We start from the raw sequence: 13,622 nt of genomic DNA, 5'->3' as shown, positions 1-13,622 counted from the left end.
TAGTGTAACATGATTTAATAAAACAGCTCTACTGAGATCTTAAAATAGGTAGTGATGCAGATGCCGGGCACTATGATGCAGCTATTACTTACCCATACGCCGGCCATTTGGGCAGGTCGTTGCACTGGTTGTCGGCTACTTTTACCAGTCCTGCATATTTTTTGCACGGCGTCCGAATAGCTGCCAGCTGGCGGTAGTGGTTTCATCAATCGTGCCGGTGGTGTTGGCGGTTTTGCGGGTAGAAATTCACCGAACTATCCACCCCCAGACGCCGAGCCGAACCCAGCATAGGCAGGAAGCGGGAAAACAGCCGGTCGGCCGGCATGTCGTCGATTTCTTCCAGCGAACCGATACTCAGGCCGTCACCGTCAATTTGGCTCATGATGCCGTAGCAGACGGCCTTACTGCCGTTGTGGAACTGGTAACGGGTATCGGCAATCTGTCGCCGCCCGGATTTATAGCCGATCCAACCACTCAAAATCGGACTGCGGCGGATGGCATCGATGTGATACATCAGGTTGGTTTGGCTCTGCTGTAAGCGCGGCGCCACAATCCCTTCTTCTTGGAAAGGGGTGGTAGCCAAATATTCCAGGCAGTACATTTCTTTCACTGCAGTTTTACCGGTGCGGCGGCAGGAGAAATCCACCGTATTGCGGTGGTCGTCCATCTCCTGCATCTTCAACACCTGCATCGGGTCGAGACCGACGTTGTGCACATGCTTGTGCCACAGGGCATGCGGCCTGATGCCGGTAACCGGGTCGGGTCGGGCATAGCGCATGATTTCCTGCTCGGCACTATGCTGTATTTGGATGCGTTGGGCGGCGGTCGTCATGCAGCCTCCTCCTGTGGAGCCAACTGCGCCAAATAGGCCGCCCATTCCTCATGGCAGTCGCGGCACACGTCCAAATATTGCAACTGCTCGTGCCTGTCCAATTTGGCGCCGCAGTCGGCACAGTAGTCAGCTGGCAGCATCATTTATCCCCGTTCTGCTGCCGGTATTCAATCAACACCGGATCTTGTTGTAGCCGTTGGTTGGCGCGTTGTGCCAGTACCGATAAATTTTCCAACGCTTTGGCACTGCGCTCGGAGAATTCCAAAAGCGACTGCTGGGTGGCGGCATCCTGTTTCAGGTGGCCCAACGCCTGCTCTTCCTGCTCGATGACTTTCGGTGTCATACCCATATCGGCCAACGACAGACCGTTTTTACTCAAGAAATCCTGCAGGCTGCGAATCAGCGGATGGGAGTGGACTTCGTAAATCACCTTCATCTCGCCGCTGGCCCGGTCGAGGTATTCGCCGATCACTACATTGCCTTCCTGATCCACCTTCCATGCCGGTGCGCGCAAAACCACCCCGTCCGCCACAATCGTCTGCAGTATCTGCTGGACGATAGCGGTAATGGCCGCCTGCATATCGACATAAATCTCGGTCAAATACCGTGGGTCGCGCTGCTCGAACGCGGCGTGGTGCAGCATAAACAGCTGCGTCTGCTTTACGCAGGCCGGCTGGCTTCGGCAGTATTCGCGATCCACAGTGCAGGTGCGGCAGGCCGAGTAGCCGTCCGGCTTGGCCGGGAAATAGGTGGCGGTGCGGGCATTCATGCCGTGCTTGAGCGCATTGAAGCGGGTCCTTCGTGTTTCCTCCGGCGTCGGGTGGCCTTCCAGATTCTTACGCACCGCCGCCTTGCCTTCCGCCGTCTTCGGACCGGTGGCATTTGCCCAACCCTTCATTAGGTTGCGGTGCCAGGCCGCCTGGGCGCAGGTCTCCCCGCATTTCGGGCAGGCTGCCTGATAGGCAAACGGATGCCACTCGCATTCAGGTGCATCCCGCACCGTCTGCGGGGCACACTCAAAAGTGTGCTTGCAGGCGGTGCAACGGAAAACAACGGTATCGAGGGATTGGGAAGAATGGTCGGCCATACGGGCATTAAACGACCAAAGACAAGAACAAAACAGGGGTATTTTTGGCACAGGATAGGCAGTAAAATCCACCCTACACAGGAAGGGAAATCATGAAACGAGCAATCATCTATGTGCGGGTCAGTACCGCCCGCCAAGCCGACGAGGGCATTTCAATCGATGCCCAGACAGATCAATGCAAAAAGAAAGCCCAAGAGCTCGGTGCCGGTGTGCTGCAGATATTCCGCGATGAGGGTATTACCGGTACTTCGGCTGTGAAGAGGCAGGCATTTCAACGCGCGATTCATTATTGTGCGGTAAACGATGTGGACTACTTCATCGTCTGGTCCACCTCCCGTTTCGCCCGTAATAAGTTGGATGCCGCCCGCTACAAACTGCTGCTGCGTGAAAGCGGCACCCGCCTGGTATATGCATCGATGAATATCGATAGCGACACCGACGAGGGCTGGTTCACCGATTCGATTATGGAGATTATGGATGAGCAGGTATCGCGCCAAATCAGTCGCGACACCCGCCGCGCCATGTTGAAAAATGCGGAAGAAGGCTGGTTTAACGGCGGGCGCGCACCGTTCGGCTATCAAATAACCAGCCAGGGCAAACGCCGTAAACTGGTACCGAACGATGCCGAAAAACCACTGGTGCAGGAAGCCTTCCGCCGTTTTGCGGCAGGGGAGGGCGCCGTTGCCATCGCCCGCAGCTTTACTGGGCGCGGTCATACCCGGCGCGGGGCCGAATGGCAGGCCGCCAGTCTGTCGCATATGCTGAAAAACCGTGTCTACATCGGGCAGACCGTGTATAACAAACGCAGCGGCAACAAACCCAACCCGCCGGAAGAGTGGATTATTCGGCAAACCCACGAGCCGTTGGTTTCGGAAAAAGATTTCGAAGCCGTACAAAAACGCTACCGGCCGGATTATAAGCAAACCGGCAGCCCTTCCAGCCGTTTCCTATTCACCGGTTTGCTGCGGTGCGGTCACTGCGGCAAGGCCATGAGCATTGAAACCGCTACCAGCAAAACCAAACGCCGCTACAATTACTACAACTGCAGCGGCTTCAAGAAAGGTTGCAATTGCATATCGCGCCGCATATCGGCCGAAAAGCTGGATGACTACCTGCTAAATATTGTGGTCGACAAACTGCTTACCCAAGAGGTGGTCAGCGATTTTATTGGTGAGGCTTATCGGAAATACGTCGAAAAACGTACCAATAATGCCGAGCAGCACAAACTACTGCAGCAAGAGCTCACCGAACTACGCCGCCGGCGCAATACCCTATTCGAACTGGTGGAATCAGGGCTGTCCGGTTCAGACAGCCGCTCCCTACTTGAGCGCGTGGCCGGTTATGATGAACGGGAACAAACCCTGCTCATCGAACTCGACAAGCTGGCTGGCGCGCCCGATGTCGATGCAATCCCGGAGATTGATGTCGACAGCGCATTACGCACGCTGAAAACTATCCTCCTGAATACTGCAAATGAAAAAAAGCTCCGCATTTTATTGCAGAGCTTTATCGGAAAAATTGATATAAATCCCACTGAAGTGGTTATACACTACAACCCGGAACGAATTATCAATGATTCCATAGGGGTTCATAGTACGGAAAGTTGGCACGCCCAGGGGGAATCGAACCCCCGTTACCGCCGTGAAAGGGCGATGTCCTAACCGCTAGACGATGGGCGCGGATAAATTATGGCGCACCCGGAGCGATTCGAACGCCCGACCCTCTGGTTCGTAGCCAGATACTCTATCCAACTGAGCTACGGGTGCGCTGTGAAGTTCTGAATTATATTTAGGATTAATTTCCAAGTCAAGCTATTTCGCCGAAAATATTCCCTATTCATGCACAATATTGTCTAGCTGTTTCATTCATCAGTAAAAATAAATGTTATATAAGCCCTTTTTATCAAATACTTTTAAACTGTACAGCTTGGTTTCCAGGTAGCTTTCCCTAGCTTGCAGACTACCTATAACTTGGCAAATCCAACCAAACTCGCTATAACCCAGCTTCATCACCATCTACCCAATTCTGCTCCTCATGACCGAAACTTCTTCCCTCTGGCTGGCCAAACAGCTTATTGCCCGGGCCTCCATCACCCCGGATGACCACGGCTGTCAAGAGATAATTGCCGAACGTTTACGCGCCATTGGTTTTTCTATTGAACACATGCCCTTTGGCCACACACAAAACTTATGGGCGCGGCGCGGCAGCGGTATGCCGCTATTGTGCTTTGCTGGCCATACTGACGTTGTTTCGCCCGGCTCCGTTGGAGCATGGGCATCTCCGCCGTTCCAGCCCACCGAACGCAACGGCAAACTCTACGGGCGCGGCTCAGCCGACATGAAAACCAGCATCGCCTGTTTCATTACTGCCTGCGAGCGCTTTATTGCACAGCATCCACAATTTTCAGGTAGTCTCTCCCTGCTAATTACTTCAGACGAAGAGGGCGACGGCAAAGAAGGCACCGTGCGCGTGGTTGAAACCCTGCACCAACGTGGTGAGCATATCGACTACTGCATCATCGGTGAGCCTACCGCGGAACACATCCTGGGCGATACCATCAAAAATGGCCGACGCGGCTCGCTTTCAGGTAGCCTCACCATCCACGGCAAACAAGGACACATCGCCTACCCCCACCTCGCCGCCAATCCCATTCATCTGGCCGCTCCCGCTCTAGCCGAGCTCACTGCCGAGCATTGGGACAACGGCAACGCCTACTTCCCGCCCACCGGCTTCCAAATTTCCAATATCCACGCCGGCACCGGCACCACCAACGTTATCCCTGGCGAGCTATCCGTTCAGTTAAACTTCCGTTTCTCCACCGAATCCGATGCCGAAAGCCTGCAACGCCGCGTGGAAGCCATCTTGGATAGACACCGTCTACACTACAGCCTCCAATGGCAGCTCTCCGGCCAACCCTTCCTAACCGAAACCGGCCGCCTCACCCAAGCCACCCAAGCCGCCATTGCCGAAGAGTGCGGCATTAAAGCTGTGTTCTCCACCAGCGGCGGCACATCGGACGGCCGCTTTATTAAAGCCATTGCCCGCGAGCTCATCGAGCTCGGCCCGGTGAATGAAAGCATTCACCAGATCGACGAGCACATCGAGCTTGCCGCCATCCCCCGCCTATCCGCCGTCTACGAAAACATCCTGTGCCGCCTACTGCTTGGTTAGGCCTGTTGGATATTTCAAATTGAATGCCACAAAATTTCAAGTAGCCTGCTCTGCCCACAGGCTACCTGAAACTTAGCTTCCTACTGCGTTGGCTTGCCTTGCCGTACTACTTACTGTCTGCTCTTCGCTTTATTGGTGTGAAGAGATCATTATTTCAGCTATAGCTGCCGATTTTTGGTTGGAGGCTACCTGAAAATCCAATACACTGAAATCAAGTTATCAGGCCAAACAAAAGCCGCCCCAACAAATGGGACGGCTCAATAATCATCACAGCGGATTAAGTCCGCTCGAACACAGCCCCCTTTTCTTCCACCACGCTCTCCGGCGGCAGCCCGCGCAGTTCGGCTAGTTTGGCCGCAATTTGTGCTTGGGCGGCGGCACATAGGTCTTGTCGTGTTTTGCCTTCCGGCGAGATCGGTTCCAGAAAATACAGCACACCTTCGCTGCGCCGTTGCGGAAGGATGCGGCAGAACGACTGCCAAAGGCTGGTTTCACCGCAATAGGCCACATCCGTGTTCGGGCTGCCATCTTCATTCGGGTAGTACACCAACACCGGCCACACTGGATATTTGCCGATGATGGCGGTATCAAACAGCCCGCTCTTAAACGGCTTGATGCCCCGCCCGTCGGTGCTTGTTCCTTCGGGGAATACCACCGCATAATCCTTTTCTGCCAAAATCTGCAACAGCACATCCATCACCTGCTGCGATGATTGGCGGTTGCCGCGTTTAATAAAAACCGTGTCCACCCGCGCCACCAGCCAGCCGATTACCGGCCAGTCGCGCACTTCCTGCTTGGCCACAAAGCGCACGGCCTGCACGGAGTTGATGAGGAAAATATCCAGCCAGGAGATGTGGTTGCCCACCATAAACTGGCCACCTTCGGCGAAAAAACGTTCCGCTCCGTGCACGGTCAGCTTGGTACCGAACACTTTCATGCACTGGCGCGACCAGCATTGAATCCGCCATTGGCGTTTGGCCTTATCTTCACGGCCGAAAAACAAGGCTACCTGAAAGCAGCCCCACAACAAAATGGCAGCCACCCCAAATAGCCTGACAATCAGTCTGAGCCTACGCATCAGCTAACCTTGTCTTCTGATTTATTTAACAAAATGTTTGGCGTAACGCGGATGGATATTGGCCATCGGCATCATCACCAGCATATCGGCACTACCGAAATCCTTATCCCAATGCGGTTCGCCGCAAATCCACACGCCGGCGCGCAGGTAGCCTTTCATCAGAGGCGGTGCTTCCACCTCCAAATCCTGCCGCAGTTCATTCAGCGGCAGCGGTACTTTCGGGAACACGCGGTATTCCTCGGGCGAGTAATGGGTCTGTTTGAGCTGGTTAAACAGGCTGGCAGCATAATGCCCGCCGTCATCTACATGCACGCTGCCACAGCCGATCATGTATTCCAGACCATGTGCTTGCATGAAACTGATCAAACCCATCCACAGCAGTGAAATCGTGCCGCCGGTACGGTAGTCTTTATGTACGCAGGCGCGCCCCAGCTCCACGGTTTTGGGCAGGATATGGCGAATGCGGGAGAGGTCGAATTCCGAATCGGAATACCAGCCGCCGGCGGCTTGGGCAGCTTCTTCGGTGATCAAGCGGTAGGTGCCGATGATGCGGCCGCTGGTTTTGTCGCGCACGATCAGGTGGCGGCAGAATTCATCATAACGGTCGATATCGCGGCCGTCTTCACCGTGTATACCGGCGCCCATCTCGCGGCCGAAGATGTCGAAACGCAGACGTTGCGCTTCTTCCACGGCATCAGCTTCGCGGGTCACACTCACCTCAAGATTGCCGCCGTCCACCAGCAGCCATTCTTGGTCTTTTGTCTGTTGCATGGGTGTTTCTCCTGAGAAACGTGCATTTCGCACAGGCCGAACTGTAAAGCCACAAGGCGCAAGTGGCAAGTAGATTGTTTGCCCGTGCGGCGGAAATGGCGGATTTTAACAAAGGTTTTACTCGACAGCGAAATGGCACGCCTTAGATTATTCAAGAATATCGTCGGCCAAATGTTTGCTCTAGGTTAAAGTTTGTGCCTTCAGGTAGCCCTGTTAATCCATAGCTAAACAGGCTACCTGAAAGCCTGCCTAAGTAGTATAAATCTTTCAGGTAGCCTCTTACATTCGCCGTAAAAACCGTGGCGGCACTTCCTTAATTAGCCATACTTTATTGGCTGTTAAATAAAACACAAAACCCTGCCGCCGCATCAGCCCGGCCTGCACTTCCAATACCAACGGCTTGCCGTGGCGGCCACCTACCGACACAGCCGTCTCCACATCGCCCGACAGGTGCACATAATGCCGGCTGCCCGGCAACAAGCCTTGCTCTTCAATAGCTTCGGCAAAACGCTGCGCCGTGCCGTGATACAGGATTTCCGGCGGCTCGGTTTCGGTGTGGGCAATATCCACCTGTGCAGTGGAATGCCCTTGCTCGGCACGGATTTTGCGGCCATCGGCAGACAGCGTAAACCGTTTTTTATTATTGGTAGCCACCACTTCATGCAATAGCGGCAGGCTGATGTTGCGCCCGTGCGCAGCTGCCTGAGTTAATAGTTCACCCACATCTGCCCAGCCTTCGCCATCTAGCGTCAAACCGATGGCTTCGGGATGATGGCGCAGGATATAACTGAGGAATTTGCTCACGCCGGCGTTTGATTTGTCCATTGTATTGCCTTTAAATCTGGTGTTTGGCTGTATTTTGATATCGCGCTGGGATTAAAAAACGAAAAATATTAAATGAGCCCTACCACATTCATCAAACCATACCGGCCTGATGCAGCACTTGTTCCTAGCAATTAAGGCTACCTGAAAATAAAATCATTAAATAAATAAACTTGTTAAAACAGCATGTTAAATACAAAAACCTATCCAGCACACCGTTGTAGGCACCCTACCCACAAAATGTTGTATCCAGCAGCACATCCGCCAAGTTCATCGCGATAGAACTTGAACCGAAAATGCTTTCTATGGTATAAAGCAAGTTTCGTTTCTATCTAATATTTTTTTGAAGTTTGGAGAATTAACCATGGCACGAGTTTGCAAAGTAACCGGGAAGCGGCCGATGTCCGGTAACAACGTATCGCACGCCAACAACAAAACCAAGCGCCGTTTTTTGCCGAACCTGCAATCGCGCCGTTTTTGGGTTGAGAGCGAAAACCGCTGGGTGCGCCTGCGCGTTTCCAACGCGGCTTTGCGTTTGATTGACAAAGTTGGCATTGATGCCGTTCTGGCTGATCTGCGCGCACGCGGCGAAGCCTAATCACATTATTTAAGGAATTAGAGTCATGCGCGATAAAATCAAGCTGGAATCCAGCGCCGGCACCGGCCATTTCTACACCACCACCAAAAACAAGCGGACTACCCCCGGCAAATTCGAAATCAAAAAATTCGATCCGGTTGCCCGCAAGCACGTGGTTTACAAAGAAACCAAGCTGAAATAATCTTTCAGCCACACTTTCTACTCAGACTGCATTTTCTGCTTGGCAGAGAATGCAGTTTTCTATATCTGCCGCACTAAGGGCGCATCTGCCGTTAAATAGGGCAAATGCGCGTAATACCAATGCCCTGCCGGGCAAAGAGCCTGTATACTATGCGCCGCTTTTTGCAAATCTAATGCTTGACCAAGTTTGCATATCGTGTGCCTTGCCGCCATATCAAATACACTGCTGAAGCATATTTTGCAAATGAAGCGAACTGATGCTGCATGAAGTGATTTTTAGCCAGATAAAGGCTACCTGAAACCCTGCCAATCCCATGATTGCAGCCTGCTTCGGCAGACTGCGGAGCCCATTCCACTATGCTTTCCTTAGAAACTTGGATCGGCCTGCGCTACATGCGCGCCAAAAAACGCAACGGGCTGATGTCTGTTATCAGCATCATCTCGATTTTCGGCATTGCCACCGGCGTAACCGCGCTGATTGTGGTGCTTTCCGTAATGAACGGTTTTCAAAAAGAAATTCGCGGCCAGCTGCTGCAAGTTACCCCGCATATGCAGATGAGCTATCTACAAGCTGATCCGGGTGACACTTGGCAAGGCTTGGCCAAAATCGCTCAAGTCAACCCACGTGTGCTGGGTGTGGCGCCCTACGTGAGTGGGCAGGCGCTGTTGGCTAATTCCGGTGAGGTGCAGGGCGTGCAGGTAAAGGGGATCGACCCGGCTGAAGAACCAAAAGTGTCAGAATACGGCGAAAAGCTGCCCAATGAGCTGTATCAGCAGCTCAAACCTGGCCAGTTTGAAATGATTTTGGGCAAAGATATTGCTGATCGCTTAGGCGTGCAGCCGGGCGAAAAAGTTACTCTGATTTCGCCTGAAGGCAACGTTACACCGGTAGGCATGGTGCCGCGCATGAAGCAATTCACCGTGGCTTCCACTGTTTCCACCGGCATTTTCGCTGTGGATAACAGCTTGTCTATTATCCATATTGAAGACGCCAAAACCCTGTATCGTGCCGGGGATGGCGATGTTAGCATTCAGCTGCGCCTTTCGCAGCCGGAAACCGCACCCGACGTGACCGCCACTATTGTGCCCGCCGAGCAGCGCAACCGTATCGCCGCTTTCGACTGGACCTACCAAAACCGCGACTACTTCCAAGCCGTGGAAGTGGAGAAGAAGATGATGTTTGTCATCATGTTCTTCATCAGCCTTGTCGCCTCCATCAATCTGATTTCCACCCTCATTATGACTGTAACCGAAAAGCAGGCTGCCATCGCCATTTTGCGCACCCTCGGCCTGCCCCCGCGCGGCATCATGAAGATTTTCTTGGTGCAGGGTACGCTCTTGGGCGTGGTTGGCACCGCCATCGGCGTGGTGCTGGGCGTGACTGTGGCGCTGAATGTGGGCGTTATCGTTTCTGCCATCGAGCAGATGGCCGGTCGCAAGCTGGTTACTTCCGCCATCTATTTCATCGACTATATGCCTTCGCAAGTAAAGCTGTCTGATGTGCTAGCGATTATTGCTATTTCCCTCGGCCTCTCCTTCGTGGCCACCATGCTGCCCAGCTGGCGCGCATCCAAAACCCAACCCGCAGAGGCCTTGCGCTATGAATAAAGAAGCCGTTATCCAATGCCAAAACGTAGGCAAAACCTACGACGACGGCAGCCTCAAAGTAGAAGTGCTGCGCAATATCGATTTTCAGGTAGCCTCAGGCGAAGGCATCGGCATCATCGGCGCCTCCGGCAGCGGCAAATCCACCCTGCTGCACATTCTCGGCGGGCTGGATAAACCCACCAGCGGCGAAGTGAAAATCCAAGGTCAGGGCCTAAACAGCCTCTCCCAGGTGGCTATCGGCCAGCTGCGCAACCGGCATTTGGGCTTCGTTTACCAATTCCACCACCTGCTGCCCGAGTTTTCCGCGCTGGAAAACGTGATGATGCCGCTTTTGGTGGCACGCAAGAGCCGGGCCGAAGCGCAGACGGCCGCTGCCGAAATTTTAGAAAAAGTCGGCCTTGGCAGCCGTATGACCCACCGCCCCGGCGAACTCTCCGGCGGCGAACGTCAACGTGCCGCCATCGCCCGCGCCCTGGTAACCAAGCCCGACTGCCTGCTGGCTGACGAGCCCACCGGCAACCTCGACCGCAAAAACGCTATCCATGCATTGGAAATGATGCTGGAGCTCAAACATGAGCTGGGTACCGCTCTCATTGTAGTTACCCACGACGAGCAACTGGCCAAACGCTTCGACCGCGTGCTCACTATGGACGACGGCAGTTTGCGGGCTTGAATCTATCCAACAACTATCCAAGCCGCCTAGCGCATAACAAAGGCTACCTGAAAGCTCAAACTAGAAAGAGTTTGGCAATTTTCAGGTAGCCTTTGCCCATTTCCGAAAATGAAGGCATAAATCACCCTGCCCCGATAGCATTTCAGGTAGCCATTTATTTCAGATGGTATCGGGGTACCTGAAAACAGAGGTGATTTACTTATCCAACCGTTTCAATTGTTTGGTAGCATATTTATCATCTGCTGCCGCAGCGCAGCGGTAGTAGCGGATAGCTTTTTTCAGATGGCCTGCATCTTCATACAGGACACCGAGGTTGGATAATGCAAGGATGCTACCCGCGTGGGCGGCGAGTTTGTACTATTTCTCCGCCAGTTTTTTGCTGCAGGGCACGCGCCTTTGCCGTTGTTAAAACCGAGGTTGTTACAGGCGGCGGCATTAACCTGCAAGGCGGCGCGGGCGTACCATTTGCGGGCTTTGGCGTGGTTTTGTGGCAGGCCGAGGCCTTTTTCGTATAGGTAGCCGATGGCTTCCTGTGCTTCGGCATGGCCGTAGTTGGCAGCGCGGTGGTAGTGCTTTTCAGCTTTGGCAAGGTTTGGCTTGACGCCGTAGCCGTATTGGCGGGCGCGGCCGAGGACGAACCAGTTGTCGGGGCAGCCTTTTTTGGCGAGTTTGCGGTAGGTGCGGCAGGCGGTGCTGGCTTCGGCCAGGTCGGCGGAGAAAGAGGCGCAATGGAGGTATTCGAGCAGGGTGGCGCGGTAGAGGGATTTGGGGTTTATGATTTTCCTTTAGAGGTGTTTTCAGGTAGTCTCAAGCACAGGCTACCTGAGACGTTTGGAGGGCATTCGTTTTGATTTTACTGAATACTGCCCTGATGCCGTTCAGTTTTGTTCCTACTTTTTTTAAGTAGCCTGCTCGGCCAACACGGCGGCGATGAGCTCTTGAGCGCCGTTGTCGGCCAGTTTTTTGGCTACGGCACGGCCGAGAGCATCGGCGTATTCGCGCAGAGCTTGGGCCTCTTCACGCAGGATGACGGAGCCGTCGGAATGGCAAACGGCGGGCAGTCTATCATGAAACGGCGGCGTGTTTGTGGGCGTTTTGCGCTGCCCACTATATAATCTGGCCATCGTTCGACCACTTCAGGCTACCTGAAAAATGAAACGCCATCCCCTGTTGATTCCGCTGTCGCAAGACCACCACCATTCGCTGGCCATGTGTGCCCGCATCTTGCGCGACCCTGCCGCCGACCATCGTGCCGATTTTGCCAAGCAGAAAGATGATTTGCTGGCGCATTTTGCCGAAGAGGAAGCGCTGTTTGCGCCGTGGTGGGATAAATTGGCACAGCCGGCCATGCAACGGCGTTTTGAGGACGAACATGTGCTGTTGCGCCAAATGCTGGCCGCGCCTCAGTTCGACAATCCCGGTTGGATGAAGACTTTTGCCGAAATCCTGCGCGGCCATGCGCGTTTTGAAGAGCGCGAACTATTTCAGGCGTTTCAGGAAATCTTGGGTGAAGAGGGAGAGGCTACCTGAAAATATTGTGTGGCTTGCCCAGTAGGGTTTCAGGTAGCCTTTTGAGTGGCTATATCATATAGAAAAACAAGAGCAAACTGCCGATATAGCAGTTTGCTCTTTACATACAAGTACGCCTTAGGCTGTCGGCTTGTCGTGCAGCGTAGCGGCATAGTAGGTGTTTTCCAGCAGGATGGCGATAGTCATCGGACCTACGCCGCCGGGAACGGGAGTAATCATGGAGGCACGCTCTTTGGCGGCTTCAAAATCCACATCACCACAGAGTTTGCCGTCTTCTAGCCGGTTGATGCCCACATCCACCACCACGGCGCCAGGTTTAATCCAGCTGCCCTGAATCAGCCTGGCTTTGCCCGTGCCCACTACCACTACGTCGGCTTTAGAAACCTCATGCTCCAAGTTTACAGTAAAGCGGTGGCATACGGTAACAGTGGCACCAGCCAACAGCATTTCCAGCGCCTGCGGGCGGCCAACAATATTGGATGCGCCCACGATTACCACTTTTTTGCCGCGCAGCTCCACGCCGTAAGTTTCTAGCAGGGTCATCACTCCTTTGGGTGTGCAAGGGCGCATCAGCGGCATTTTCATGGCCAGCCGGCCGATGTTGTAGGGGTGGAGGCCATCCACGTCTTTATCCGGCTGGATGCGCTCGATAACCGACTGGCTGTTAATGTGTGCCGGCAAGGGTAGCTGCACCAAAATGCCGTCCACGGTGGGGGCGGTATTGAGTTCGTCAATCAGCTGAAGCAGTTCTTCTTCGGTAGTGGAAGCGGGCAGCTCGTAGGAACGGGAATCGAAATTAGCCTTTTCACAGGCAATTTTTTTGTTGTGCACATACACTACACTGGCAGGGTCACTACCAATCAGCAAAACAGCCAAACACGGGGGGCGCAAGCCTTGTTTGCAGCGCTCGGCCACTTTGTCGGCAAGTTTCAGCAGACGTTCGTTGGCAACGGCTTTACCATCGAGAATCTGGGCTGTCATGGACTGTTCCTTTTCTGTCGGGGTGGGTGGGGAAGTAAAATGGATTGGCTGAATGGCTGCCACGAATAGAAGTAGCAATCTATTGATAAAAAATAAAGATAATCCATGCAGCACTATGCGCTGCAGTCAGCAATTGTTAAGGTTTCAACGATTGTCGACGTGGCGATTATAGCATGTTGCTAATAACTCTTTTGGGCTGCTGGAAATCTTGCCCGTGTGAGTTTACTGTGCATATACGTACTGGTGTTGTGAATTAGATATTCTATTAATAAATTGTTATTTAACATGAAA

Annotated in this window: 14 protein-coding genes, 2 tRNA genes and 2 pseudogenes; 7 read left to right on the top strand and 11 right to left on the bottom strand. The window is 53.5% G+C overall.

Translation table 11 applies throughout. The features are described 5' to 3' along the window. Positions 1–205 precede the first annotated feature (205 nt). Genes A7P99_RS07685 through A7P99_RS10115 form a run of 3 tightly spaced genes read right to left on the bottom strand, consistent with a single transcriptional unit; the run spans position 206 to position 1,970 of the window. Positions 206–832 (bottom strand): hypothetical protein, encoded by a 627-nt coding sequence (locus A7P99_RS07685; RefSeq protein ID WP_197476517.1) that lies wholly within the window; start codon positions 830–832, stop codon positions 206–208. Further along, positions 829–975, bottom strand: a complete 147-nt coding sequence (locus A7P99_RS10120) for a hypothetical protein (protein ID WP_156496202.1) — start codon at positions 973–975, stop codon at positions 829–831. The genes A7P99_RS07685 and A7P99_RS10120 overlap by 4 nt, the downstream gene beginning before the upstream one ends. Beyond that, positions 972–1,970: a hypothetical protein gene (locus A7P99_RS10115; protein ID WP_156499720.1), complete on the bottom strand. Its 999-nt coding sequence runs from the start codon at positions 1,968–1,970 to the stop codon at positions 972–974. The genes A7P99_RS10120 and A7P99_RS10115 overlap by 4 nt, the downstream gene beginning before the upstream one ends. Before the next feature lie 41 nt (positions 1,971–2,011). Between A7P99_RS10115 and A7P99_RS10705 the strand changes: the two are divergent. After that, a pseudogene (locus tag A7P99_RS10705) lies at positions 2,012–2,980 on the top strand (recombinase family protein); the annotation flags it as partial. 543 nt (positions 2,981–3,523) lie between these two features. Here the strand turns inward: A7P99_RS10705 and A7P99_RS07670 are convergent. Together A7P99_RS07670 and A7P99_RS07665 are read right to left on the bottom strand one after the other, a co-directional pair. Further along, positions 3,524–3,598, bottom strand: a tRNA-Glu gene (locus A7P99_RS07670). A gap of 10 nt (positions 3,599–3,608) precedes the next feature. Then, positions 3,609–3,685: transfer RNA gene (locus A7P99_RS07665), tRNA-Arg, on the bottom strand. Positions 3,686–3,953: 268 nt separating this feature from the next. On the opposite strand from A7P99_RS07665, the gene dapE reads away from it, so the two are divergent. Beyond that, a complete protein-coding gene (gene dapE / locus A7P99_RS07660) occupies positions 3,954–5,090 on the top strand; it encodes a succinyl-diaminopimelate desuccinylase (RefSeq protein ID WP_067687130.1) in 1,137 nt (378 codons plus the stop codon). 277 nt (positions 5,091–5,367) lie between these two features. Here dapE and A7P99_RS07655 read toward each other — a convergent pair whose 3' ends face one another. The 3 genes from A7P99_RS07655 to A7P99_RS07645 all read right to left on the bottom strand — a co-directional run bounded on the left by A7P99_RS07655 (position 5,368) and on the right by A7P99_RS07645 (position 7,764). Beyond that, positions 5,368–6,168 carry a 1-acyl-sn-glycerol-3-phosphate acyltransferase gene (locus A7P99_RS07655; protein WP_067528602.1) on the bottom strand — a complete coding sequence of 267 codons (801 nt, stop codon included), beginning with the start codon at positions 6,166–6,168 and terminating at the stop codon, positions 5,368–5,370. A gap of 21 nt (positions 6,169–6,189) precedes the next feature. Beyond that, positions 6,190–6,939 carry a GNAT family N-acetyltransferase gene (locus A7P99_RS07650; RefSeq protein WP_067528600.1) on the bottom strand — a complete coding sequence of 250 codons (750 nt, stop codon included), beginning with the start codon at positions 6,937–6,939 and terminating at the stop codon, positions 6,190–6,192. 279 nt (positions 6,940–7,218) lie between these two features. After that, positions 7,219–7,764 carry an RNA 2'-phosphotransferase gene (locus A7P99_RS07645; RefSeq protein ID WP_067448019.1) on the bottom strand — a complete coding sequence of 182 codons (546 nt, stop codon included), beginning with the start codon at positions 7,762–7,764 and terminating at the stop codon, positions 7,219–7,221. Between the two features lie 361 nt (positions 7,765–8,125). Between A7P99_RS07645 and rpmB the strand changes: the two genes are divergently transcribed. The 4 genes from rpmB (at position 8,126) to lolD (ending at position 10,820) form a co-directional block, all read left to right on the top strand. Beyond that, entirely contained in the window at positions 8,126–8,359 is a 234-nt protein-coding gene (rpmB, locus tag A7P99_RS07640; protein WP_035579964.1) for a 50S ribosomal protein L28, read from the top strand. Between the two features lie 25 nt (positions 8,360–8,384). Then, a complete protein-coding gene (gene rpmG, locus A7P99_RS07635; RefSeq protein WP_003822324.1) occupies positions 8,385–8,540 on the top strand; it encodes a 50S ribosomal protein L33 in 156 nt (51 codons plus the stop codon). A 356-nt stretch (positions 8,541–8,896) separates the two neighbouring features. Next, positions 8,897–10,147 (top strand): lipoprotein-releasing ABC transporter permease subunit, encoded by a 1,251-nt coding sequence (locus A7P99_RS07630; protein ID WP_067448021.1) that lies wholly within the window; start codon positions 8,897–8,899, stop codon positions 10,145–10,147. Then, positions 10,140–10,820 (top strand): lipoprotein-releasing ABC transporter ATP-binding protein LolD, encoded by a 681-nt coding sequence (gene lolD / locus A7P99_RS07625; protein ID WP_067448023.1) that lies wholly within the window; start codon positions 10,140–10,142, stop codon positions 10,818–10,820. The genes A7P99_RS07630 and lolD overlap by 8 nt, the downstream gene beginning before the upstream one ends. 278 nt (positions 10,821–11,098) lie before the next feature. Here the strand turns inward: lolD and A7P99_RS09765 are convergent, their stop codons facing one another. Both A7P99_RS09765 and A7P99_RS07615 read right to left on the bottom strand, forming a co-directional pair. Beyond that, positions 11,099–11,527 (bottom strand): tetratricopeptide repeat protein, encoded by a 429-nt coding sequence (locus A7P99_RS09765; RefSeq protein ID WP_231866528.1) that lies wholly within the window; start codon positions 11,525–11,527, stop codon positions 11,099–11,101. A gap of 192 nt (positions 11,528–11,719) precedes the next feature. Continuing rightward, positions 11,720–11,872: pseudogene (locus A7P99_RS07615) on the bottom strand (hydroxymethylbilane synthase); the annotation flags it as partial. Positions 11,873–11,972: 100 nt separating this feature from the next. Between A7P99_RS07615 and A7P99_RS07610 the strand changes: the two are divergent. Next, complete coding sequence (locus A7P99_RS07610) at positions 11,973–12,350, top strand: hemerythrin domain-containing protein (RefSeq protein WP_067448029.1); 378 nt, start codon at positions 11,973–11,975, stop codon at positions 12,348–12,350. Between the two features lie 117 nt (positions 12,351–12,467). Here the strand turns inward: A7P99_RS07610 and folD are convergent, their stop codons facing one another. Then, positions 12,468–13,331 (bottom strand): bifunctional methylenetetrahydrofolate dehydrogenase/methenyltetrahydrofolate cyclohydrolase FolD, encoded by an 864-nt coding sequence (folD, locus tag A7P99_RS07605; protein WP_067448031.1) that lies wholly within the window; start codon positions 13,329–13,331, stop codon positions 12,468–12,470. Positions 13,332–13,622 lie beyond the last annotated feature (291 nt).

The sequence above is a fragment of the Eikenella sp. NML120348 genome (assembly GCF_001648435.1).
Taxonomy (GTDB): domain Bacteria; phylum Pseudomonadota; class Gammaproteobacteria; order Burkholderiales; family Neisseriaceae; genus Eikenella; species Eikenella exigua.
Note: the sequence above shows the minus strand (reverse complement) of the source record. Positions and strands in the feature narration are given on the sequence as shown.